Raw genomic sequence first — 23,258 nt, 5'->3', positions numbered from 1 at the left:
ATCCTCGCAAAGGACTTTGCCATGATCCCGCTTCAAGACGTGCTGATCTTCGCCGCTGCAGCCTTGTTGATGGTGCTGACACCAGGGCCGAACATGATCTACCTGATCTCGCGTTCGATCTGTCAGGGACGCAGGGCCGGGATCACGTCGTTGTTGGGTGTGGTGGCGGGTTTCTTTGTGCATCTGTTTGCCGCGGCGGCCGGGTTGACTGCAGTGTTCCTCGCGGTGCCGATGGCTTATGAAGTGTTGAAGTGGGCCGGTGCGCTGTACCTGCTGTGGCTGGCCTGGCAAGCGGTGAAACCCGGCGCGCGTTCCCCGTTCGAGGCACAGCAGTTGCCGCCGGACTCGTCGCGCAAACTGATCACCATGGGTTTCCTCACCAGCGCGCTGAACCCGAAAATCGCCGTGTTCTACCTCTCGGTGTTTCCGCAGTTCATCACGCCTGAGCACGGTTCAGTGTTCACTCAAAGCATCATCCTCGGCCTGACCCAGATCAGTGTCAGTTTCAGCGTCAACCTGCTGATTGCGTTGTTCGCGGCAGGCATTGCGTCGTGGTTCGTGCGTAACCCGACGTGGCTGGCGATGCAGCGTTACTTCATGGGTTTTGTCCTCGGCGGCCTCGCTGTGCGGCTGATGCTTGAGCAACGCAGGACGGCTTGAACATGTGGATAGAACGGCTGGACGCCAGTCACGCCCTGGCTTATCGCGAGCTGATGCTTGAGGCTTATGACCGGCATCCGCAGGCTTTCACTTCCAGTGTGCGTGAGCGCGCAGTGATGCCGTTGAGCTGGTGGGAAGGGCGCCTGACCAGCAAGCTTGACGTTGTGCTGGGCGCTTTCGAGGGGGGCCGGCTGGCCGGCATTGTCGGTCTCGCCTTCGAGCCGCGCGAGAAAGCCCGACATAAAGCCACTTTGTTCGGCATGTACGTCTCGGCCGACTTCCGCGAGCATGGCCTGGGATTCGAACTGGTCCAGGCGGCACTGGCCGAAGCGCAAAACCACCCGGCATTGAAAGTTGTCCAACTGACCGTAACCGCCGGCAACGGCGCCGCCTGCAAACTCTATCAGCGCTGCGGCTTCATCCAGTTCGGCCTGGAACCGCTGGCGGTGCGGGTCGGTGAAGATTACTTCGATAAGATCCACATGTGGCGCCAACTCTGACTCCAGCAGTAAAGGCTTCAGCGAACCGCGCTGACACCGTCCAGGGTCGAAAACGAAGTGTCCTTGGCTGTCAGCAGGAAATCGCGCATGTATGGCGCATCGAGCATGTCCGCACGAATCGCCGCGTACAGCGTGGCAAACAGGCCTTTCTCGCCCAGGCGCTTGGCCTTTACGTAACCACGCGAGCTGTACTCATGCAGCGCCCAGTGCGGCATGCCGCAGACGCCACGGCCGCTGGCAACCAGCTGCATCATCATCACCGTCAGCTCGGAAGTGCGTACCTGTGCAGGCTCGATGTCGGCCGGTTCAAGGAAACGGGTGAAGATGTCCAGGCGATCGCGCTCCACCGGGTAGGTGATCAGGGTTTCGCTGAGCAAGTCTTCGGGGACGATGTACGGTTTGCTCGCCAATGCGTGTTGATTGGCTACCGCGAGCATGGCTTCGTAGGTGAACAGCGGCACGTAGGTGATGCCGGCGATTTCCAGTGGATCGGAGGTTACCACCAGATCCAGATCGCCACGGGCCAGTGCCGGTAGCGGGGCGAAGGAAAAACCCGAGGCCAGATCGAGTTCGACTTCCGGCCACGCGTCGCGGAACTGGTCGATGGTCGGCATCAGCCACTGAAAGCAGCTGTGGCATTCGATGGCCATGTGCAGGCGCCCGGCAGTGCCACCCGCCAGACGGCTGATGTCACGTTCGGCGGCGCGCAGCAGCGGCAGTGTCGCGTCAGCCAGTTGCAGCAAGCGCAAACCGGCGCTGGTGAAACGCACCGGTTTGGTCTTGCGGACGAACAATGGCATGCCCAGACGTTCCTCCAGTTCCTTGAACTGGTGTGACAGCGCCGATTGGGTCAGGTGCAAGCGGTCAGCGGCGTCGACCAGGCTGTCGGCTTCGCGCAGGGCGTGCAGGGTTTTCAGATGACGGATTTCAAGCACTGCAGGCTCCATGAAACAAATTTGTGATGATAGTGATTGCGGTGAGTTTGTCTCATGTTGGTGTAGCTGTCGACCAGCATGACTTTCTGCATGTCCGGGGTTTATGGCAGCGGAGCACTGGTAATGCTCCGCTGCTTTTACCTACAGCTTTGAAAAGTGCCGAATGCCCAGCGCTCTACCGACATCGCCACGCCAGATCGCTTCGACCTGCGCGCCACTCGCGGCCTGCGCCTGCTGCCATTGCAGACCAAGGTTGCGCTGCTCGGGCAGTTTCAAATGAGCTTTGACGAAGTCTTCGAAAGGGACCTTGTCCGAGGTGTAGTGAAAGTGCGCATACCAAAGCGCGCGTGGCGGATTGGTGCTCAGATCGCGCACCTCGTACTCCTGGAGAAAGTCTTTGCGCCCGTCGGGTCGTTTGCCCAGTGCGCGCAGTGTGCCCTCCTTGCGGATATCGACCTTTTTCTGTTGCAGCAGATAGTCCAGATATCCCTCGGTAGGTGTTCTGCTGCGCAGTGACTGGTCGATGCGCAACGTACGGCCGAGGCTTAACAACTCCTGAGCCTTGTCCTGCAATTGCACGACCAGCGGCTCGTCTGGCGAGAGCCGCGCGATGGCATTCGCACGGGTACTCAGTTCTGTCGATTCACTGCCGAACATGTGTTCCAGATCGATTGGCAGCATGTCCTGGCGCGCGTAACCGGTGACTTTGCTGTTATAGGCGGGTACGGCGGCGAGACGCTTGCGGGCTTCGCTCAGCAGGGGTTGTACGTTGGTTGGCAAGGATTGAGCAGAGGCCGCAGGTTGCGCGTCCAGATGGTACTTGCCGCTCGAACGCGGCAGCCAGGTTTCCCGGTAACCGTCGATGCTTTCGATGGTGAAACGCTTTTGCCGGGTCCCGGCATCAATACTTTCGATACCGATCAGCAATTGGTTGTCCTCGGTTTCAAACAATTGCTTGCCGCCCGCTTCTTTGGGCTTGATCGGCGGACGTTGCTTGATCGCTTGACGGGCATGCTGTTCAACCTGGGTCAGACCGTCGAGAAACGCCTTGACCTGCTCGAGATCCAGGTGCTGCGGATAACCCAGTGACCACGCGTTCAACTGACGTCGAAAGCCTGCGTAGATTTCCAGGCAGTCCTCGATCACACGGTTGCGTTGGGCAAGGCTGGCATGTACTTCAGGTAAATGATGCTGCGTCAGCAGAGCACGTCCGACCTTGACCCGGGCGTCTTTGAGTTGCACGTGAAAGTAGACCCAGGACAGGTCGTCGACCGCCTCGTAGTGGGTAATGATCTCCAGAATGTGCGCGGTTCTCAGGTAATAGTGCGTGGTTTCGCCAAACCGTTGGTTGAGTGGCGCGAGCTCCGCTGCCATTCTGGCTTTATGCGCCCGGTTAGTGATGCGGCTTTGCCAGAGATTGGCCTGTTCGATAAATCCGTGCTGGTGATCGAACTCCTTGAGGAAGTTTTTGCGCACGACTTTGCGTTGGGCCATGAGACTTATATGGGCTGTAGTGTTATCGACGGGTGTCGCGTCAGACTGCGCAACGAGTGCGTCGACACTGTTCAGATGTTCCAGCAGGCGTTGGCGGGAAATGGCGGCGCGCTGTAATGACCGATCAACCTGCGCCCATGCGCAGCGACTCTGAATGTCTTCGAGCAACAGGCGTTTTCTACCGTGACTCAGCGGCAGTAGTTCGGCAACATTCTGGTATAGCACCTGGGCCAGTTCGATATCGTTGAGACAGGCTGCGTCAACCGTCGCTTCCAGAGATTGACGCTCGGCAATGGGCAGTTGCCGGTAACGTTCCAGAAGTTGGTTGGAGCTGCGCGTCTGGGTATCAAGGCGCCGGGTGTAGGCATCGACGGTGTTGGTCAGAGTCAGTTGCCTGCGCAGTTGGCGATCGGTCCACCAACGTGGCAGCCACTGACGGATGGATTCGGGCCAGAGCGGGTCGAGGCCATTGGCCAAATGCCCGATGGCCGCGCCACCGCCGGCACCGCCGCCGTCCATCAACGTGCCATGCACGGCGTAATGGGTGTTCCATTGACCGGCCTCATCAAGGGCGATCGGCTGTTTATAGGTGCGCGCCCACGTGCCATAGAGCCTCCAGCCGCGTGGGGCATCGTGCAACTGAATACGGTAGATGCGCCCCTGACGCACCATGAAATCCCCATCGGGATGGCGATAGACATTGCGATAAATGCCGTGGCTATCGGTTCGCAGACCCGTCAGGGAAATCTCGAATTCATACTCGTAGCCCTTGAAGCGATCAAGTGACTGGCGCGCCCATTGCCATGAGGTCGGTGTGGCACCGGACTTTGTTGTCAATGCTGTACCGCGGCGCTGGCGTGGTATCAGGCGGGCGGCGGCGGGTACCGAGATCGTCGCTGGGAGAATATCCATGGCGGCATCGATCAGGGACAGCAACACCGATTCGACTTCCGCCAGACCATGCCCGATGTCTCCGCGTAGAAACGCCGCAACCGCGAGGTTGGCGCTGTTCCACGCGTCATACAGGGCGACCGAGGCACCAATGAATGGCAGCATGCCCACGGCCATTTTCAGGTAGTTGAACAGCGTGCCGGACTTCAGTGCGCATGTTTCCAGATACAAGGCGTCATTGGAGCGAGAACTGCTGCGATGAGCTTCCAGCATTCGGCCCATGTGCACATTGAGCAAGTGCGTGGCCAGTGACGTCGAGGTTGGCCAGGCCAGCCCGGTGCCGATCAGCGCGTGGAAATTGCGCAGTTGCGCCTCATTGATCCGGCTGACATGGCTGGCAAAATCGCCGCTCAAGGTGCGCCCGGCCAGATAGTTGACCATGCGCGCGTCTACGCAACGTTTGAACAGATCCAGACGTGCCTCTTCCAGCGTGGCGTACTGGCGCAGCAAAATCCCGTCGGTGCTGTCCGGTAAATACAGCAGGGTCAGGCCACTGACCTGTTCGACGATGAACGTCACCCCGGCCAGGGTGCTCGGCCCCTGGTGGGCGGTGTCCGCGCCGCCGACGGTCAGATGTGCAGGCAACAGCACGATACGTTGGCCCTTGACGCTATATGCTTCCCGCGTCGAGGCATCGATGGCAATCTTCAGCAGCGCGTATCCGGCGCTGTCGATATGCCGTTGCAGTACGGCGAATTCGCCTTGCAGCTTGAGCATCAACCGCCATGGCTCGCTCAGGCATTCGCGCCTATACGCCAGGTCGAACGCTGATTCGCCGGGCATCCCAAGAAAGGTCTGGCGAATAAGTGTTTCATAACCTCCGGCCAGGTCCAGATCGGTTAATGAGCTGCGCAAATAGGCCGGAGTCAATCCGCTTTCCACGGCTCTTCGATCCTGTTCATCTTCGGCGCTGACCTTGACCCGCAGGAATGACAGTCGCCACCACATCGCCTGGTCTATGTTGTCCTGCGCCAGTTCCTCGAGGGCCATTTCGCTGCGCCGGGTACTCGCCATCAGCGTGTTGCGTTGCGGTGTGCCAGGGGCTGCGCCGTCGATCAAGGTTTTCCGCCATTCGGTGCTATCGGGCAGATCCAGCATCACGGACACGCTTCGCTTGAGCGCGAAATCCTTGCGCAGTCGAGCGTCAAGGCGCTTTTTGCTGAAGGCGGGGCGAGCTGGCAGATCACGCTCGAGCAAGGCATGACAACGCTGCATGGCGTTGAGGTAGTCACGGATCAACGTTTTGATACGCGCGCGCTGTGCGTTGTCGAGGTTGTCCAGCCAGGACGGCAGGTTGCCGGCGAGTGCGGCGGTGCGTTCCTGTTCGAGGCGATAGGCATACGCGAGTTCGCGTGCCTGTGACAGGGGCACGGTCAAGCGTGTGAGATGTTGTTCGCGCAGTTGCTCCATTGCTGCCGCACGTTCGCTGGCACGGGAGGGCAGTGGATTTTCACGGATGACGGTTGCTGCCTGCTGCTCGCATTGGAACAGCTGCCGTTCAAGTACCCACACGAGCGGATCGCCGCTGATTGGCGTCAGTTGCAACAGCAACTCCCGATCATTGGCCGAGTGCTTGAACACCTTTTGTTCCAGCGCCTGACGTGAGCTGAAGCGCTGCAATCCGCCGGACTGCCCGGGCCAATACAGCAGCAGGCTTTCAGTGGCACCGGGCTCCAGCGCAAAAGGCGCAGCGATGACCAGCACACCGTTCAGATCCTCTACCATCGGTTGGTCATCTGCCGCTGCCGCCAAAGTCACACGGGCAAATACTGTTTCCTGATGGAGCAGCGGACGCTCGGGTGCCTCGAGCAAGGCAATGATCCGCCGGTGTTCATCGACGGAGAGCTGATTGAGCGTCAGTTGCAGTTCGACTTCTGCACGCAACCCGCGTAACCGGGCCTGATGCAGGACGTGGTAATGGGCATTGGTGGCGTGGCGCAGCTCAAGCATTTTCAGTGGCGCGCGGTGGTCGAGCAACGCTGACGCCGCGTTATGGCTGGCGTTTTGCGCCTCGCTCAAGGCGTCGAACTGTTGCGTCAGTTTCTGCCGTAACGGGGTGTTCAGGCTGGCTGCCACGGCATCGCCCAGCAACTGTTCGAGGGCTTTCTGCTCAAGGGCCAAAGCTTGGCTGCGCTGGCTGAAAGGAATGTCGGGGTTCAGCAGACCGAACAGGGTCGGGTCGTCGACAGGCTCTGCTTCATCGGGAGTTGGCAAGGGTGGTTCGGCGATCAGGCTCGACAAGTCGGGCGATGCGGGTGAAAGGCGCGCATCGGCTGGCAGGTTGAAAAGTGCTTCAAGGTTACTCCCGAGTGGGTCGTGATCGAGCGCGACTTCCACCACTGTCGGTGCTTTCAGCTGCGGCGGCGGGCTGTGTTTCTGGCAATGTCCGATCAGCCAGCGGTGCAGATCGGCGTGTTGCCTGAAGAGACTCAAGGCTGGCGAGTATGAAGGCAGATACAACAGATGACAGCCGGGCGAATCGTTGCCAATGCGCAATAGCAATGCACCCGGCAACGAGACGTGGCTGTCATCGGCACGTTTGAGCTGAAGCTGCGCGATATGCACCTCGGGTGTGACCGCTGTTGAAGGATCTACGGCCGCCGACAATGTCTGCAACTGTCCGATGCTGATCATCCCTTCTGCACAGGCGATCTGGCTGGCCGCCTCGAAGTGCTGACGGTAGATGCGCAGGGCCTGATCCCGGCGCGACAGTGGTGTGCCGGTTGCACGCAGGCTCCAGTCGCGGTCGCTGCCGGTCGGAAACCGGGCCATGAGGTCCAGCCACTGGCGGTGACAGTCGCGCAGACGTGCGCCAGCGCTCAGGTAAAGGTTTTGATCGAGGTTCGACCGTAGAGGCTGGTCCAGGCCGAAGTCGGCCGTAGAAGGGGTATCGGACATGCGACAGGCTCCAGAAAACATGAAGGCCGGCTTATCCCGGTCTTCATGCCATTAGAGGCGAGCCGTCACTGGCATCTGCGGTACATAGTTATCGCTTTTTGCCGCGATCGTTTCAGGAGGTGTCGAGGTCACGCGGGGCTGTCGTGAGCATGCGTGCATGACCATTCGGCAAACTTCATCAAACTGTCACGCAACTGTGGCAGCGCGCTTGAACAAACTTCATCAGACTCGCGCTCTACTGGGGTTCTGCGTTTCGGTGTTTTTCATGCGTTTATTTTTCCTGTTGGCCGCGCTGATGTTCGGCCTGCCGTCGATGGCGGCTTCGCGTTGCGATGTCAATGTACCGACCGAACGGGTCGACCTGGCGCAAGTGAGCCTGGCCTACCAGAGCATCGGCCGTGCATCGGATCCGGCGTTGCTATTGGTAATGGGCCTTGGCGGGCAGTTGATCCACTGGCCGGATGAAGTCGTGGCGGCTCTGTGTCAGCAAGGCTTTCGGGTGATCCGCTACGACAACCGCGATGTCGGTCTGTCGACCTGGCGCCAGGCACCGGCCGAGGCCAACCTGACGTTTGAAGTGCTGCGCTACAAACTCGGTTTGCCGGTGGCGGCGCCCTACAGCCTGACCGACATGGCCGACGATGCGTTGGGTTTGATGGATGCGCTGCACGTCGAGCAGTTTCATGTGCTGGGTGCCAGCATGGGCGGGATGATCGCCCAGCACATGGCCGCGATGGCGCCGCAGCGAGTCGAGAGTCTGACGCTCATCATGACTACATCCGGAGCCGAGGGGTTGCCGGCACCGAGCGCGGCGCTGGTGCAATTGCTGTCGCGACGCGGCGCACCGAATCGGCAGGCAGCGCTGGAGCAGCAGGCTGATTTGTTGGCAGCACTGGGTAGCCCGGCGGTCAGTGACGATCGGCAAACATTGCTGCAACAGGCGGCGGCGTCCTACGACCGCGCGTTCAATCCTGAGGGCGTGAAGCGGCAGATCATGGCGATCCTCGCCGAACCGAGCCGGGTGGCGCTGCTCAATCAGTTGCGGCTGCCGACGCTGGTGGTGCATGGCACGGCGGATCCATTGCTGCCGGTGATGCATGGCGTGCATCTGGCGGCGCATATTCGCGGCAGTCAGTTGAAGCTGATTCCGGGGCTGGCGCATCGTTTTCAGGAGGCGTTCAAGGAGCCGTTGCTGGCGGCGGTGCTGCCGTACTTGCAGGCGCATCGGGAAGACACATCGCACTGGGCGCAGATTGAGCCGGTGGTGGGCGGGAATTTGCTGTAACCGAGGGATTTTTGGTGTTGGTAGTTGCCCCTTCGCGAGCAGGCTCGCTCCCACATTTGGAATGCGTTCCCCTGTGGGAGCGAGCTTGCTCGCGAAGGGTACGCCACAAAATCCGGGGCAGGTGTATCGTGCAAACTTTCCCGCACGATTTTCCCCCGCGAGGTGAGTGATGAGTTCTGCCTTGAAAATCGATTTTGTCAGCGACGTCTCTTGCCCGTGGTGCGTCGTTGGTTTGTATGGCCTGTTACAGGCACTGGAAATCCTGCGCAACGAAGTGCAGGCCGAGATCCGTTTCCAGCCGTTCGAGCTGAATCCGAAAATGGGCGTCGACGGGCAGAACATTGCCGAACATATTCAAGAGAAATACGGCTCGACACCTGAGCAGTCGCAGAAGAACCGCGAAGCGATCCGCGCCCGGGGGGCCGAGCTTGGGTTTGCCTTCCGCACCGATGGCAACAGCCGCATCTACAACACCTTCGATGCACACCGCTTGCTGCATTGGGCGGGGCTTGAAGGTCTGCAATTGCCGCTGAAAGAGGCGTTGTTCAAAGCCTATTTCAGTGATGGCGGCAATCCGTCGGAACATCTGCAACTGGTGCAGATCGCTGAAAGTGTCGGGCTGGATCGCCAGCGGGCCGAGGCAGTTCTGGCGTCGGACGAGTTTGCCGATGAGGTGCGCGAGGAAGAGCAGCTGTGGCTGCAGCGCGGGGTGAGTTCGGTGCCGACAGTGGTGTTCAACGGTCAGTACGCGGTGACGGGCGGGCAGCCAGTGGAGACGTTTGTCGGGGCGATCCGGCAGATCATGGCCGACTCTAAGGGCGGTACCGTCAACTGAAGAGCAAAAGCCCCTTACCCTAGCCCTCTCCCGGAGGGAGAGGGGACTGAATGGGGATGCAGGAGTGATACGCCGACCTGAGCGTGCTGTACCGAATCCATAATCGACGGAATCTTTCAGGTCGATGTCAGCGGTCGGCCTCTTTCTGTGAGGGAGAGGGGACTGAATGGGGGATGCAAGAGTGATACGCCGACCTGAGCGTGCTTCGCTGAATCCATAATCGACTCGGTTTTTCAGGTCGATGTAACTTGAACGACACCTCGGTCGGCCCCCTCTCCCTCCGGGAGAGGGCTGGGGTGAGGGTCAGCTGTGTAGCCGAACCCAAACGGTCACCAAAACAGTGGCGGCCATCAACCATGCCACCGCCGCCACGGCCAGTGACGCTTCAAGCCGCAATCGATCAACCATCACATACAACGTCGCCAGATACACAAAATACGGAATGATCGACCACATGCCGAACACGATCGTGGTCTTCAGATCGTCGATCGAGCGCCCCTTGCCGACGATGTAATGCGCGATCAGCGCAAACGTCGGAAACAGCGGCACCAGCCCGGCGATGTAGTAGTTTCTGGTCTTCGACAATGCCGCCAGGATCACCACCACCGCTGCGCCCAACAGGGCTTTGAAAATCAGGTCCACGTCGTTCTCGCTTAATGGCTCAGGCCGTACTTTTTCACTTTGTCGAACAGCGTGGTCTTGGCCATGCCCAGCTCAAGGCTGGCCTGCGTCAGGTTGCCGCCGCTGCGTTGCAAGGCATCGCTGAGCAGGTTGCGTTCGAAAGCTTCCACCGCTTCGGCGAAGGCCAGGCCCTGTCCGCCGCTGCTGGCGCCGGACTTCTTGAAGGCCGGCAAGCCGAGAGCAAAGCGTTCGGCGACGTTGCGCAGTTCACGCACGTTGCCCGGCCAGTCGTGGCTCATCAAATTCGACAGGGTCTGGTTATCCAGTTCTGGCAGCGCACGATCAAAGCGCAGCGCCGATTGCTGGGTGAAGTGTTCGAACAATTGCAGGATGTCTTCGCGGCGCTCGCGCAGGGGCGGCAACTCCAGCGTCACCACGTTGAGGCGATAGTACAAGTCGCTGCGGAATGCGCCGGCCTTGCTCGATGCGTCGAGGTCGGATTTGGTCGCCGCGATCACCCGGCAATCCACCGCCACACTCTGGTTCGAGCCGAGGCGTTCGAGGGTGCGTTCCTGCAACACCCGCAGCAGTTTGATCTGCAACGGCAGCGGCATGCTTTCCACTTCGTCGAGGAACAGTGTGCCGCCGTCAGCGTGTTCGATCTTGCCGATCCGCCGTTTGCCCGCGCCGGTGAATGCGTTGGCCTCATGACCGAAGATCTCGCTTTCAAAGAGGTTCTCCGGCAGACCGCCGCAGTTCAGCGCGACGAACTGTTTGCTGTGGCGACGACTGAAATCGTGCAGGCAACGGGCGACCAGTTCTTTGCCGGTGCCGGTCTCGCCTTCGATCAACACGTTGGCCGAGGTGTCGGCAACGTTGGCGATCAGTTCGCGCAGGTTCTGCATCGCCGGTGAGCGACCGATGATCCGGCCTTCAAGGGAGTCACGTTCGGCCAGTTGTCGGCGCAGCGACGACACTTCGCGGGCGAGGCTGCGCTGCTCCAGCGCTCGTCGCGCGACATCCACCAGACGCTCCGGCGAGAACGGTTTTTCCATGAAGTCATAGGCGCCTTTCTGCATCGCGCCGACGGCCATGGAAATGTCGCCGTGGCCGGGGATCAACACCACCGGCAGGCTGCGATCGCGCTGCTTGAGGCGGGTCAGCAGTTCCCGGCCCTCCATGCCCCGCAGGCGGGGGTCGCTGGTGACGATGCCGGCCAAGTTTTCGCCGACCTTCTCCAGCGCTTCCTCGGCGCTGCCGACACCGACGCAGGGAATGTCTTCGAGGGTCAGCGCTTGCTGGCAGCCGAGCAGCACATGGGGGTCGTCTTCGACGATCAGTACACTGAGTTCGGGGTTCATATTGGCTCGGCCGGTGTAGGGCTTACCAACGGTAAACTGAGGACGAAGGCGGTGCCACCGCGGGCCGGGGGGTCAACACCCAGGTGTCCGCCGGTGGCGGCCGCGAGGCTGGCGGAAAGGGTCAGGCCCAGGCCCAGGCCCTGTTCGCCAGGCTTGGTGGTGAAGAATGGCTCGAACAGATGCTTGCGCGCTTCGGCATCGCTGCCGGGGCCGGTGTCGCGAACCCGCAGGCGCTACTTGCCGTTGAACTCCTCGCCGTCGAGCCACAGTTCGGGTTGTGGTTGCGCCTGCATGGCGTCGAGGGCATTGCCGATCAGGTTGACCAGAATCTGTTCGAGGCGGGTCTGGTCGATCTGCACTTGCACGTCGATGAACTGCCGATGCACGTTCAGCGCCGAGGTTTCCACCCGGGCACCGAGCACTTGCAAGGCGGCATCGACCGCTTTGCCGAGGCTGGCCTGACCCTGATTGTCGCCGCGTCGGGCGAACGAACGCAGGCTGGCGGTGATGCGGCCCATGCGGTCGATCAGGTCGTTGATGGTGTTCAGGTTGGTGCTGGCGACATCGAGCTGACCGCGTTCGAGGAAGCGTACGGTGTTGCCGGAGAGCGTGCGCATCGCCGCCAGCGGCTGATTCAGTTCGTGGGCAATGCTGGTCGACATCTGGCCGATGGCCGCGAGTTTGCCGGCCTGCACCAACTCATCCTGCGCGCGGCGCAAGGTCTCCTCGGCCTGGCGGCGTTCGCGGATCTGGCTCTTCAACCGCTCGTTGCTGGCGCGCAGGTCGGTGGTGCGTTCGGTAATCCGACGCTCCAGCTGATTGTTGGCTTCCTGCAGGGCTTCGCGGGCGGCGAGGCGGGTGGCGATGACCTTGCGCCGCTCGTTCCAGGCGATCAGCAGGAAGGCGACCAAGGCAAACGCTACAGCGACGAGAATGCCTTGGTTGATCGCTTCGCGACGCAGATCCTGAAGGGGCGTGAGCAGGGTGAAATTCCACGGCGTGTCACTCAGCGGTCGGGTTTGCGCCAGATAGCTGATGTCGTCCTCGCCTGACTGCACTTCACTGTTGGCCGGGAAAGTGAGTTTCTCCACGCCTTCGGACAGGGTTTCGCGAGCCAGCGGTTGCAGTTCGTTGAGCGGGAACCAGTAATACTGCAGGCTGCGGGCGAGTTTTTCCTTGGTGGCTTCACTCAGGGGAATAACCGCTTTCAGGCGCCGGGCCGGATCGCTGGAGAGAATGATGATGCCGTTTTCATCGCTGACAAACGCTTCCAGACGCGCCCGCTGCCAGCGTTCTTCCATGGCCTCAAGGCGCACTTTGACCACGGCGACGCCGATGATCTTGCCGTGTTCTTCGAGGCCATGGGCGAGGTAGTAACCGGGTTCACCGTTGGTGCTGCCGATGCCGTAGAAACGCCCGGGTTCGCCGCGTACGGCTTTCTGGAAATAGGCGCGAAAGGACAGGTCTTCGCCGAGGTAGCTGTCGACATCGCGCCAGTTGCTGGTGGCCATGACGCGGCCGGTGGTGTCCATCACGTAGATGGCCCGACTGCGGCTGCGCCGGTTCAGGCCTTCGAGGTAAGCGTTGACCGTTTCCCGGTACTCCGGGGTCGGGTCGGCCAGCAGCTGCGAAACACTGGTTTCGAGTTCCAGCAGGCTGGGCAGGTAGGTGTATTTGCTGATCTCGCTTTCGACCGCGCGGGCGTGCAGTTCCAGTTGACGCTGGCCGTTCTCGCCGAGGCTGCGGATGCCGAAATGTTCACTGGTCCAGAAGCCGATGAAACCCAGGCCGATCATCAGGGCGATGATCAGTGGCGGCAGGAACAGATGACGAATCAGACGGGGCTTCACGGCAAGTGATGGCGGCGCTGCGCGATAGAGATTGGGGTCGCATTTCATCACAGATGCCTTGGGTCAACCACCACAACAAACTTCACCAATCCCCTGTAGGAGCTGCCGCAGGCTGCGATCTTTTGACTTTGTTTCTAAAGATCAAAAGATCGCAGCCTGCGGCAGCTCCTACAAGGGGAGGCGGTGTTGCTTTTAGTGCTGCAGGATTTTCTCGAGGAAGTGTTGCGCGCGTTCGGAGCGGGCGCTGATGTCGCCGAAGAATTCCTCTTTCGGGCAGTCCTCGATGATCTTGCCGGCGTCCATGAAGATCACCCGGTCCGCTACTTTACGGGCGAAGCCCATTTCGTGGGTCACGCACATCATGGTCATGCCTTCGTGGGCCAGTTGCACCATCACGTCGAGCACTTCGTTGACCATTTCCGGGTCGAGCGCCGAGGTCGGTTCGTCGAACAGCATGACGATCGGGTCCATCGCCAGCGCGCGGGCAATCGCCACACGCTGTTGCTGGCCACCGGACAGTTGCCCCGGGTGCTTGTGGGCGTGCGCCGACAGGCCAACGCGTTCGAGCAGTTGCAGACCTTTCTTGGTCGCCTCTTCCTTGCTGCGGCCCAACACCTTGATCTGCGCGATGGTCAGGTTTTCGGTGATGGTCAGGTGCGGGAACAGTTCGAAATGCTGGAACACCATGCCGACGCGCGAACGCAGTTTCGGCAGGTTGGTTTTCGAATCGGCAATCGAGGTGCCGTCGACGACGATGTCGCCTTTCTGGAACGGCTCCAGCGCGTTGACGCATTTGATCAGGGTCGATTTGCCGGAACCCGACGGGCCGCAGACCACGATCACTTCGCCTTTTTTGACCTCGGTGCTGCAATCAGTCAGCACCTGGAAGTCGCCATACCACTTGTTGATGTTCTTGATAGAGATCATACGGCAAACCTTTTTTGCAGACGCTTGACCAGCAGCGAGGCGGAAAAGCTGATGATGAAGTAGACGACACCGGCGAAGATCAGGAACTCGTTGGAACGACCGATGATGTCGCCGCTGGAGCGGGCGGAGTTGAGGAAGTCCACCAGGCCCACGGTGTAGACCAGCGAGGTGTCCTGGAACAGGATGATCGACTGTTGCAGCAGCAACGGGGTCATCTTGCGGAACGCCTGGGGCAGGATGATCAGACGCATGGTCTGGCCATAGGTCATGCCCATCGCTTGTGCTGCGGCCATCTGGCCTTTGGGGATCGACTGCACACCGGCCCGGACAATTTCGCAGAAGTACGCGGCTTCGAACATCATGAACGCCACGACGCAGGAGGTGAACGCACCGATCGGCGTGTCTTCACCGGTGATCCAGCGCAGCACGAACGGCACCGCCAGGTAGAACCAGGTGATCACCAGCAGCAGCGGGATCGAGCGGAAGTAGTTCACATAAGCGCCGGCCACGCGCGACAGCAGTTTGCTCGACGACAGGCGCATCAGCGCGAGGATCGTCCCTAGTACGATGCCGCCGACCACGCCCATGACCATCAACTGCAAGGTCATGACCATGCCGTTCCACAGGCCCGGGATAGCGGGGATGATGCCGCTGAAATCGAAGTCCATTATTTACCCCCCACGGAGATCAGGCCGGGCACCGCAACTTTCTTCTCGACCATGCGCATCAGCAGCATCAGGCTCATGTTCAGGGTGAAGTAGATCAGCGTGGCCAGGGTGAAGGCTTCAAACAGGTTGGCCGAGAATTCGGCGGTCTGTTTGGTTTGCGCGAGCAGTTCCATCAGGCCGATCAGGGACGCCACGGAGGAGTTCTTGAAGACGTTGAGGAATTCCGAGGTAAGCGGCGGAATGATGATGCGGTAGGCCTGAGGCAGCAGCACGTTCCAGTAGATCTGCGGCAGCTTGAAACCCATGGCGCGAGCGGCGGATTCCTGGCCGCGTGGCAGCGCCTGAATACCGGTACGCACTTGCTCGCAGACACGGGCAGCGGTGAACAGGCCCAGGCACACGACAACGCTCAGGTAAGCCGAGGTGGTCGGGTTGAGATCCTGTTTGTACCAGTCCTGCAGGTTCTGCGGCAGCAGGTCGGGTACCAGGAAGTACCAGATGAACAGCTGAACCAGCAGCGGCACGTTGCGAAACAGTTCCACGTAGCAGGTCGCGATGCCCGATACGATACGGTTTGGCACCGTGCGCATGACCCCCAGAATGGAGCCCAGCAGCAAGGCGATGATCCATGCCACGATGGCAATGGCAATGGTCCAGCCCAAACCGGAGACGTACCAGTCGAGATAGGTCTCGCTGCCGACGCCGGTGGACTTGAAGAACACGCCCCAGTCCCAGTTGTAATTCATTAGGGGCTCCCCTCGAGATCGATCGATGTACAAGCACCCGCTTGGGGAAGATCCTTTCCCGCCTGACGTTGAACGTCAGGCACACGCGATCGGCTCGAAAACCGCCAGGTCGAGTGTTCCACAGTACAGCCCGCAGGTAGTAACAGACGCCTGAGGGAGAGTGGCTCCCTCAGGCAATAAGGTTAGTCAGGAATCAGATTTTTACGTCAGGCGCCGGCTTGTCGCTCGGGTTGGCGATCAGATCTTTTACCTTGTCGCTCATCGGGAAGTTCAGGTTCAGGCCTTTTGGTGGAATCGGGCTCTCGAACCACTTGCTGTAGATCTTGTTGATCTCGCCGGACTTGTACAGCGCAACGATGGCGTCATCGACAGCTTTCTTGAAGGCCGGGTCATCTTTGCGAACCATGCATGCGTAGGCTTCGAACGACTGCGGCGTACCGGTGATGATCCAGTCAGCCGGCTTCTTGGCCTTGGCTTCTTCGCCGGCCAGCAGGGCGTCGTCCATCATGAAGGCAACGGCGCGGCCGCTTTCCAGCATGTTGAAGGATTCGCCGTGGTCTTTGGCGGAGATGATGTTCATGCCCATCTGCTTATCGGCGTTCATCGCTTTGATGATGCGCTCGGACGTGGTGCCCGCGGTGGTCACGACGTTTTTGCCTTTCAGGTCAGCGAAGTCAGCGTAGGACGGCTTGCCTTCCTTGTCTTTCTTGACCAGCAGACGGGTGCCGATTTCGAAGATGTTGACGGTAAAGTCGACTTGCTGGGCGCGTTCGGCGTTGTTGGTGGTCGAGCCACACTCGATGTCCGCGGTGCCGTTCTGGATCAGCGGGATACGGGTTTGCGAGGTCACCAGGTTGTATTTGACCTGCAGATCGGGCTTGTTCAGGTCTTTTTTCAGGGCTTCAACGATGGCCACTTGAATGTCGTGGGAGTAGCCCACTGGCTTGCCGGAAGCATCGGCAATGTAGGAAAACGGAATGGAGCTGTCGCGGTGAGCGAGCGTGATGGTGCCCGAATCGTTGATTTTCTTCAGGGTGCCGGTGAGTTCGGCGGCGAAAACTGGCGTGCTGATCAGAGCGGCCGCAATGGCTGCGCCCAGGATATGGGGAACGATGCGCATCAAATTTTCCTCGAATTGTTTTTTTTATGGAGCCAGTTCGTCGGCCCTTTTGTGCTTCGAATGCCTGACGGCTCCTGAAGTGTTGGCACAACAGGCATTCGTCGAGAGAGTGTAGAGCATGAGTCGTGCCAGACCAGTCTCGAATGCTTAAAGTTATGATTTATAAGGATATTAAAGTTTTGTGGCGGATTTTTTTGTGGGGAGTGATCCGGTTTACCGAATTGACCGGGGAGTCTCGTTCGGAAAACCGAACGAGGTTTTGTAGGAGTGAGCCTGCTCGCGATAGCGGTGTGTCAGGCGCCAGGTATGTTGATTGACACACCGCCATCGCGAGCAGGCTCACTCCTACAGGGGTAGCGGTGTGTCAGGCAAACAAAAAAACCCCTGAACCTTACGATTCAGGGGCTTTTTGTTTAACCAATGTTCAAATCACGCCGCTTCAATCTTGCTACGGTTCTGCTCAACTTTACCCAGATACGCCGCAAGCTTCTCCTGCTCCGCCGGAGTGGTGAACAGACCGAGTTTGCTGCGACGCCACAGAATGTCATGCGCCGTGGTCGCCCACTCTTCGCTGCACAGGTAATCGACTTCACGGGTGTAGAGCCCACCGCCAATGTGCTCGCCCATGTCCGCGAGGCTTTCCACGCCTTCGAGCATGCGCCAGGTGCGGCTGCCGTAGGTGGTAGCCCAGCGACGGGATATCTCGGTCGGCACGAAGTCAAACTTGTCGCGAATCAGCGCGCTCAAGGCTTGTGGCGTGGTCATGTCTTCACCGCCGGGCAAGGTGGCCGTGGCGGTCCAGCTCGGGCGCATCTGGGTGAAGAACGGCATCAGTTGCGCCATCGCCGACTCGGCGAGTTTGCGGTAGGTGGTCAGCTTGCCGCCGAACACCGACAGCAGTGGCGCTTCTTCGCTGTTGCCCGACAAGGCCAGGGTGTAATCGCGGGTGACCGCCGACGGGTTATCGGACTCGTCGTTGCACAGCGGACGTACGCCTGAGTAGCTGTGCTGGATGTCGTCGCGGCTGATTTGCTTCTTGAAGTGGGCGTTGACCACTTTCAGCAGGTAATCGGTTTCGCCGTCGGTGATTGCCACTTTCGCAGGGTCACCGGTGTACTCACGGTCGGTGGTGCCGATCAGGGTGAAGTGGTTGTTTAGGTACGGAATGGTGAAGACGATGCGCTGATCTTCGTTTTGCAGGATGTGCGCGTGATCACCTTCGTACAGTTTCGGCACGATGATGTGGCTGCCCTGGATCAGGCGGATGCCGTACGGCGATTCCATCTTCAGGTCGTCACGAATGAACTTGGCGACCCACGGGCCGGCGGCGTTCACCAGCGCTTTGGCGGTGATCGAAAACAGGCTGCCGTCGGCACGTTCCAGGTTCAGGTGCCACAGGCCCTTGGCACGGCGGGCGCTGACGCAGCGAGTCTGGGTGTGCACGTGGGCGCCTTTTTCGCGGGCGGCCATGGCGTTGAGTACCACGAGGCGGGCGTCGTCGACCCAGCAGTCGGAGTATTCGAAGCCTTTCTTGATTTCACTTTTCAGTGCGCTGTCGGCGCCGAACTTGAGGCTTTTCGAACCAGGCAGTTTTTCGCGCTTGCCGAGGTTGTCATAGAGGAACAGGCCCGCGCGGATCATCCACGCCGGGCGCAGGTGCGGACGGTGCGGCAGTACGAAGCGCATCGGTTTGACGATATGCGGGGCCTTGGCCAGCAGCACTTCGCGCTCGGCCAGCGCTTCACGCACCAGACGGAATTCGTAATGTTCGAGGTAGCGCAGACCACCGTGGATCAGCTTGCTGCTGGCCGACGAAGTGTGGCTGGCGAGGTCGTCCTTTTCGCAAAGGAACACCGAAAGTCCGCGACCGGCGGCATCCGCTGCGATCCCCACGCCATTGATCCCGCCGCCGATAACGGCGACGTCGTAGATCTCGGAGATTGGGGGCGTACGCAAGGTAGAGGTGGACATCGGCTGGCCTCGGGTTCTTTTGATTTTCTATATTGGAAATCGAACATTAATGTTCATTTGCGAAAATGGTAGCCCATAAAGACGCGCGCAGCCAGTCACGTTCGATTGAAAAAACTCATCGAAGGGCAGGGAAAGGAAAAAATACGAACATTGAAAGCGAAAAGATCGTCCGATCGCGGCCCGAGCCTTCGGCAGCTCCTACATGGGTTCACGTAACCTGTAGGAGCTGTCGAAGGCTCGGGCCGCGATCGGACGATCTTTTGATCTTGGGGGGGGGTTAAACGACTTCCAACCGAATCTTGTGCTGACTCAACAACTGCGCCAACGCCGGCACCGGCTGCTGATCGGTCACCAGGCAATCGATCAGGCTGATCGGCCCCAGGCGAATCATCGCGTTACGCCCGAACTTGCTCGAGTCCGCCGCCAGAATCACCTGCCGTGCATTGGCAATGATCGCCTGGGAAACCCGTACTTCCTGATAATCGAAATCCAGCAGGCTGCCGTCTTCATCAATGCCGCTGATCCCGACCAGGGCGAAATCAACTTTGAACTGATTGATGAAATCCACGCTGGCCTGACCGACAACACCGCCATCACGACGCACATTGCCGCCGGTCAGCAACACATCGAAATCATCCTTGGCACTGAGCATCGACGCCACGTGCAGGTTATTGGTGATGATTTTCAGGTGATTGTGATTGAGCAGGGCGCGGGCAATCGATTCGGTGGTCGTGCCAATGTTGATGAACAACGAGGCGTGATCGGGAATCTGCGCGGCGATGGCTTCGCCGATGCGTTGTTTTTCATCGCGCATCTGGTCGGCGCGCATTGCATAAGCGGTGTTTTCAACGCTGGAATCATAGGCAGCGCCGCCATGGTAACGGCGCAGCAGATTGGCTTCCGCGAGCTGATTGATGTCGCGGCGGATGGTTTGCGGGGTAACAACGAACAGCGTGGCCATTTCCTCGATGCTCACATAGCCGCGTTCGCGGACCAGCTCGAGGATTTGCTGCTGACGGGGAGGCAGATTCATGGGGCTTCCTTTGGGCTGCCGTGCAAAATTTGCCCATGATGCCGCAGGAATCTCCTCCCGACCAGTTTCCAGCTTTAGTCCGTCCTCAGACTGGCTTATTCAGCGTCTTCACGCGCCCAGTCACGGGTGCGGCTGACGGCTTTTTTCCAGCCTTTGTACAGCTTCTCTTTCTCCACTTCGTCCAGGCTCGGTTCGAACTCGCGCTCGATTACTGCTTTGCCGCGCAGTTCTTCCAGGCTGCCCCAGAAACCGCACGCCAGACCGGCCAGATACGCCGCGCCGAGTGCCGTGGTTTCACGCATTTGCGGACGCTCGACCTGCGTACCGAGAATGTCGGCCTGGAACTGCATGAGGAAGTTGTTCGCCACCGCTCCGCCGTCCACGCGCAGGGCTTTGAGGCGTTCGCCGGAGTCCTGTTGCATGGCGTCGAGCACGTCGCGGGTCTGGTAGGCAATCGATTCCAGCGCAGCGCGGATGATGTGGTCAACGCGCACACCGCGAGTCAGACCAAACAGCGCGCCACGGGCATACGGGTCCCAGTACGGAGCGCCTAAACCTGTGAACGCCGGCACCAGGTACACGCCGTTGCTGTCCTTCACTTTATTGGCGAAGTATTCGGTGTCGTGGGCGTCGTTGATGATCTTCAGTTCATCACGCAGCCACTGCACGGTCGAACCGCCATTGAACACTGCGCCTTCCAGCGCGTAAGCGACTTCGCCACGCGGGCCGCAAGCGATGGTGGTGAGCATGCCGTGCTGGGATTTCACCGCTTTGTCACCGGTGTTCATCAGCAGGAAGCAGCCGGTACCGTAGGTGTTTTTCGCTTGGCCTGGTTCCACGCACATCTGACCGAACAGCGCCGCTTGCTGGTCACCGGCAATACCGCCGATGGCGATGCCGCTCTTGGTGCGGCCGTAGATTTCCGAAGACGCCTTCACTTCCGGGAGCATCTCGCGCGGAATGTCGAGGATCTCGAGCATCTTCGAATCCCACTCCAGCGAGTGAATGTTGAAGAGCATGGTACGCGAGGCGTTGGTGTAGTCGGTGACGTGTACTTTGCCGCCGGTGAATTTCCAGATCAGCCAGCTATCGACGGTGCCGAACAGCAATTCGCCGTTGCGTGCACGCTCGCGGCTGCCTTCGACGTTGTCGAGGATCCACTTCAGTTTGGTGCCGGAGAAGTACGGGTCGGTGACCAGGCCGGTGTTGTCGCGGATGTACTCTTCGTGACCATCACGCTTGAGTTGCTGGCAGATCTCGGTGCTGCGGCGGCACTGCCAGACGATGGCGTTGTACACCGGGCGACCGGTGGTCTTGTCCCAGACCACTGTGGTTTCGCGCTGGTTGGTGATGCCGATGGCGGCGACCTGGTCGTGATGCAGGCCGGCCTGCGCCAGCGCTTCAACCATCACCGCGCTCTGGGTTGCAAAAATTTCCATCGGATCATGTTCGACCCAACCGGCCTGCGGATAATGCTGAGCGAACTCGCGCTGCGCGGTGCAGACCACGTTCGCATCACGGTCGAAAATGATCGCGCGCGAGCTGGTCGTACCCTGATCGAGGGCAATGATGTAGTTCTTATTCTGAATGTCGGTCATGTCGATTGCCTTGGACGAAATAAGGGAGAGTGGGCCGTGGCGCAGGCTCTATTGGGCAGGAGCCTGCGCCGACTGTTTCAAGAGGTTCTTGGTTTGCCGTCAATGGCCGGTTCTGCATCCTTTGTAGCAGGTGTGGCGCCGGTCAGGTGACGGGCGATGAGCCCGCGATACCCGGCTGCGCCGAGGCAGGCACCGACAATCGGTGCAAAAATCGGAATCAGGAAGTACGGAATATCACGGCCGCCAGTAAAGGAAATTTCACCCCAGCCAGTGAAGAAAGTCATCAGTTTCGGACCGAAGTCACGCGCCGGGTTCATCGCGAAACCGGTCAGCGGGCCCATCGAACTGCCGATCACAGCGATCAGCAAACCGATCAGCAGTGGCGCCAGCGGGCCTTTCGGCAGGCCGTTGTTGTCGTCGGTCAGCGACATAATCACGCCCATCAGGATCGCGGTGATGATCATCTCGACCAGAAAAGCCTGAGCAGTGGACAGCACCGGGTTCGGGAACGTCGAGAATACCGAGGCCAATTCAAGGCTGGCGGCCGAACCGCGAACCATTTGGTGAGTTTGTTCGTAATCGAAGAACAGATTGCTGTAAAGCGTGTAAACCAACAGCGCACCGCAGAACGCGCCAGCGATTTGCGAGAGGATATAGAAGGGCAGTTTGCGCTTTTCGAAGTCGGCGAAGATTGCCAGTGCAATGCTCACGGCCGGGTTCAGGTGCGCGCCGGAAACGCCCGCGGTGAGGTAGATCGCCATGCTGACGCCGACGCCCCAGATGATGCTGATTTCCCACAGGCCGAAGCTGGCGCCCGCGACCTTGAGCGCGGCGACACAACCGGTGCCGAAAAAGATCAGGAGTGCAGTGCCCAGAAACTCGGCCATGCATTGGCTCGAGAGCGTTGGTTGCTGTAAAGCAGTCGTCATTGAAAACCTCGGTTTTTGTTGTTGTCTGGCGCATTGCCGTCAGGGCAGGGCGCGATTTTCACCGGGTTGGAATCCCCATTCGGTTCCCGGTTTACTGCTGGGTGCTGCAATGATGATAATTCTTACATTATTCAGATTCGAAAAAATATAGACAAGAAACAAACCTGTCAAAGGTCGAAAGTGAACCATCAGTCACAATGTAACTATTCGCTGGATGAATGATCCTGTGTCGGCGGCGTTCCATGGAGTGCTCGGAATGTCTGCAAGCCCCGGCATTCGTGGCTTGGGATAGAGCCTTTTAGGAGCTGATCGCCTAGAATCCGGCAGAAGATTTTTCTGTCACTGCCGAGCCTGGAGCTGCCATGACCCCTGCGTTGGACTTGTTGAAAAAAGTTCGTGCCGAACATCGCGTGCACAGTTACGAACATGATCCAAAAGCCGCTTCATATGGGCTGGAGGCTGCGGAAAAACTGGCACTTGAGCCGGCGCAGGTGTTTAAGACTCTGCTGGCGGCCAGCGAAAAAGGTGAGCTGCTGGTGGCGGTGGTGCCGGTCGTCGGAAGTCTCGACCTCAAGGGTCTGGCCCACGCCGCTGGGGTGAAGAAAGTCGAAATGGCTGACCCGGCGGCGGCTCAGCGCTCTACCGGTTATTTGTTGGGTGGTATCAGCCCGCTGGGGCAGAAAAAGCGTCTGCGCACCTTCATTGATAACTCGGCTCAGGGTTTTGCGACTATTTATGTCAGTGCCGGTCGGCGCGGGCTGGAGGTCGAGTTGCCCCCTGCGACTCTCGCGGAACACACTCAGGCCAAATTCGCCGATATCGGACGTGCCTGAGAGGGGGCTGCGCTGTATGAAGAAAATTGGCCGGTTCTGTCAC

The 23,258-nt window shown here is 59.6% G+C and carries 17 protein-coding genes and 1 pseudogene; 5 read left to right on the top strand and 13 right to left on the bottom strand.

The genetic code is table 11. The features are described from left to right. Positions 1-21 precede the first annotated feature (21 nt). Both AK821_RS23180 and AK821_RS23175 read left to right on the top strand, forming a co-directional pair. The gene (locus AK821_RS23180; protein ID WP_064391996.1) at positions 22-660 is read left to right on the top strand and encodes a LysE family translocator; all 639 of its coding nucleotides are present in this window, start codon (positions 22-24) and stop codon (positions 658-660) included. Positions 661-662: 2 nt separating this feature from the next. Next, a complete protein-coding gene (locus tag AK821_RS23175; protein ID WP_064391994.1) occupies positions 663-1,160 on the top strand; it encodes a GNAT family N-acetyltransferase in 498 nt (165 codons plus the stop codon). Positions 1,161-1,177: 17 nt separating this feature from the next. Here the strand turns inward: AK821_RS23175 and metR are convergent, their stop codons facing one another. Further along, positions 1,178-2,095 (bottom strand): transcriptional regulator MetR, encoded by a 918-nt coding sequence (metR, locus tag AK821_RS23170; RefSeq protein ID WP_064391992.1) that lies wholly within the window; start codon positions 2,093-2,095, stop codon positions 1,178-1,180. A 141-nt stretch (positions 2,096-2,236) separates the two neighbouring features. Next, complete coding sequence (locus tag AK821_RS23165) at positions 2,237-7,438, bottom strand: dermonecrotic toxin domain-containing protein (RefSeq protein WP_064391990.1); 5,202 nt, start codon at positions 7,436-7,438, stop codon at positions 2,237-2,239. Positions 7,439-7,703: 265 nt separating this feature from the next. Here AK821_RS23165 and AK821_RS23160 point away from each other — a divergent pair, with 265 nt between their 5' ends. Further along, the gene (locus AK821_RS23160) at positions 7,704-8,723 is read left to right on the top strand and encodes an alpha/beta fold hydrolase (protein ID WP_064391988.1); all 1,020 of its coding nucleotides are present in this window, start codon (positions 7,704-7,706) and stop codon (positions 8,721-8,723) included. A 169-nt stretch (positions 8,724-8,892) separates the two neighbouring features. Next, on the top strand, positions 8,893-9,558 hold the full coding sequence (locus tag AK821_RS23155) for a DsbA family oxidoreductase (protein ID WP_064391986.1): 666 nt from the start codon (positions 8,893-8,895) through the stop codon (positions 9,556-9,558). A 303-nt stretch (positions 9,559-9,861) separates the two neighbouring features. Here the strand turns inward: AK821_RS23155 and AK821_RS23150 are convergent, their stop codons facing one another. From AK821_RS23150 to AK821_RS23100, 11 genes and pseudogenes are all read right to left on the bottom strand, one after another. After that, a complete protein-coding gene (locus AK821_RS23150; protein WP_161806673.1) occupies positions 9,862-10,191 on the bottom strand; it encodes a GlpM family protein in 330 nt (109 codons plus the stop codon). A gap of 20 nt (positions 10,192-10,211) precedes the next feature. After that, positions 10,212-11,540, bottom strand: a complete 1,329-nt coding sequence (locus AK821_RS23145; protein WP_064391983.1) for a sigma-54-dependent transcriptional regulator — start codon at positions 11,538-11,540, stop codon at positions 10,212-10,214. Further along, positions 11,537-13,438: pseudogene (locus AK821_RS23140) on the bottom strand (sensor histidine kinase). Before AK821_RS23140 ends, AK821_RS23145 begins: the two are co-directional and overlap by 4 nt. 144 nt (positions 13,439-13,582) lie before the next feature. Next, the gene (locus tag AK821_RS23135; RefSeq protein WP_007963947.1) at positions 13,583-14,317 is read right to left on the bottom strand and encodes an amino acid ABC transporter ATP-binding protein; all 735 of its coding nucleotides are present in this window, start codon (positions 14,315-14,317) and stop codon (positions 13,583-13,585) included. Next, entirely contained in the window at positions 14,314-14,985 is a 672-nt protein-coding gene (locus AK821_RS23130; RefSeq protein WP_003227756.1) for an amino acid ABC transporter permease, read from the bottom strand. The genes AK821_RS23135 and AK821_RS23130 overlap by 4 nt, the downstream gene beginning before the upstream one ends. Beyond that, complete coding sequence (locus AK821_RS23125) at positions 14,985-15,731, bottom strand: amino acid ABC transporter permease (protein WP_038369085.1); 747 nt, start codon at positions 15,729-15,731, stop codon at positions 14,985-14,987. The genes AK821_RS23130 and AK821_RS23125 overlap by 1 nt, the downstream gene beginning before the upstream one ends. Before the next feature lie 193 nt (positions 15,732-15,924). After that, positions 15,925-16,851 carry a glutamate/aspartate ABC transporter substrate-binding protein gene (locus AK821_RS23120; RefSeq protein ID WP_064391980.1) on the bottom strand — a complete coding sequence of 309 codons (927 nt, stop codon included), beginning with the start codon at positions 16,849-16,851 and terminating at the stop codon, positions 15,925-15,927. A gap of 429 nt (positions 16,852-17,280) precedes the next feature. Continuing rightward, complete coding sequence (gene glpD, locus AK821_RS23115; RefSeq protein WP_064391978.1) at positions 17,281-18,822, bottom strand: glycerol-3-phosphate dehydrogenase; 1,542 nt, start codon at positions 18,820-18,822, stop codon at positions 17,281-17,283. Positions 18,823-19,099: 277 nt separating this feature from the next. Further along, positions 19,100-19,855: a DeoR/GlpR family transcriptional regulator gene (locus AK821_RS23110; RefSeq protein ID WP_007916700.1), complete on the bottom strand. Its 756-nt coding sequence runs from the start codon at positions 19,853-19,855 to the stop codon at positions 19,100-19,102. A 95-nt stretch (positions 19,856-19,950) separates the two neighbouring features. Continuing rightward, on the bottom strand, positions 19,951-21,453 hold the full coding sequence (gene glpK / locus AK821_RS23105; protein ID WP_007916698.1) for a glycerol kinase GlpK: 1,503 nt from the start codon (positions 21,451-21,453) through the stop codon (positions 19,951-19,953). A gap of 77 nt (positions 21,454-21,530) precedes the next feature. Next, complete coding sequence (locus tag AK821_RS23100; protein ID WP_064391976.1) at positions 21,531-22,382, bottom strand: MIP/aquaporin family protein; 852 nt, start codon at positions 22,380-22,382, stop codon at positions 21,531-21,533. Positions 22,383-22,744: 362 nt separating this feature from the next. Between AK821_RS23100 and ybaK the strand changes: the two genes are divergently transcribed. Beyond that, on the top strand, positions 22,745-23,215 hold the full coding sequence (gene ybaK, locus AK821_RS23095; protein ID WP_064391974.1) for a Cys-tRNA(Pro) deacylase: 471 nt from the start codon (positions 22,745-22,747) through the stop codon (positions 23,213-23,215). The last annotated feature ends 43 nt before the right edge of the window (positions 23,216-23,258 follow it).

Source organism: Pseudomonas sp. RIT-PI-r, assembly GCF_001297015.1.
GTDB lineage: Bacteria > Pseudomonadota > Gammaproteobacteria > Pseudomonadales > Pseudomonadaceae > Aquipseudomonas.
The sequence above is the reverse complement of the archived record's forward strand: the minus strand, read 5'-3'. Positions and strand labels throughout refer to the sequence as shown.

Coding starts and splice junctions, on each gene's coding strand:
- AK821_RS23180 (WP_064391996.1), top strand. CDS start 22: ATGATCCCGCTTCAAGACGTGCTGATCTTCGCCGCTGCAGCCTTGTTG.
- AK821_RS23175 (WP_064391994.1), top strand. CDS start 663: ATGTGGATAGAACGGCTGGACGCCAGTCACGCCCTGGCTTATCGCGAG.
- AK821_RS23165 (WP_064391990.1), bottom strand. CDS start 7,438: ATGTCCGATACCCCTTCTACGGCCGACTTCGGCCTGGACCAGCCTCTA.
- AK821_RS23160 (WP_064391988.1), top strand. CDS start 7,704: ATGCGTTTATTTTTCCTGTTGGCCGCGCTGATGTTCGGCCTGCCGTCG.
- AK821_RS23155 (WP_064391986.1), top strand. CDS start 8,893: ATGAGTTCTGCCTTGAAAATCGATTTTGTCAGCGACGTCTCTTGCCCG.
- AK821_RS23145 (WP_064391983.1), bottom strand. CDS start 11,540: ATGAACCCCGAACTCAGTGTACTGATCGTCGAAGACGACCCCCATGTG.
- AK821_RS23135 (WP_007963947.1), bottom strand. CDS start 14,317: ATGATCTCTATCAAGAACATCAACAAGTGGTATGGCGACTTCCAGGTG.
- AK821_RS23130 (WP_003227756.1), bottom strand. CDS start 14,985: ATGGACTTCGATTTCAGCGGCATCATCCCCGCTATCCCGGGCCTGTGG.
- AK821_RS23125 (WP_038369085.1), bottom strand. CDS start 15,731: ATGAATTACAACTGGGACTGGGGCGTGTTCTTCAAGTCCACCGGCGTC.
- AK821_RS23120 (WP_064391980.1), bottom strand. CDS start 16,851: ATGCGCATCGTTCCCCATATCCTGGGCGCAGCCATTGCGGCCGCTCTG.
- glpD (WP_064391978.1), bottom strand. CDS start 18,822: ATGTCCACCTCTACCTTGCGTACGCCCCCAATCTCCGAGATCTACGAC.
- AK821_RS23110 (WP_007916700.1), bottom strand. CDS start 19,855: ATGAATCTGCCTCCCCGTCAGCAGCAAATCCTCGAGCTGGTCCGCGAA.
- glpK (WP_007916698.1), bottom strand. CDS start 21,453: ATGACCGACATTCAGAATAAGAACTACATCATTGCCCTCGATCAGGGT.
- AK821_RS23100 (WP_064391976.1), bottom strand. CDS start 22,382: ATGACGACTGCTTTACAGCAACCAACGCTCTCGAGCCAATGCATGGCC.
- ybaK (WP_064391974.1), top strand. CDS start 22,745: ATGACCCCTGCGTTGGACTTGTTGAAAAAAGTTCGTGCCGAACATCGC.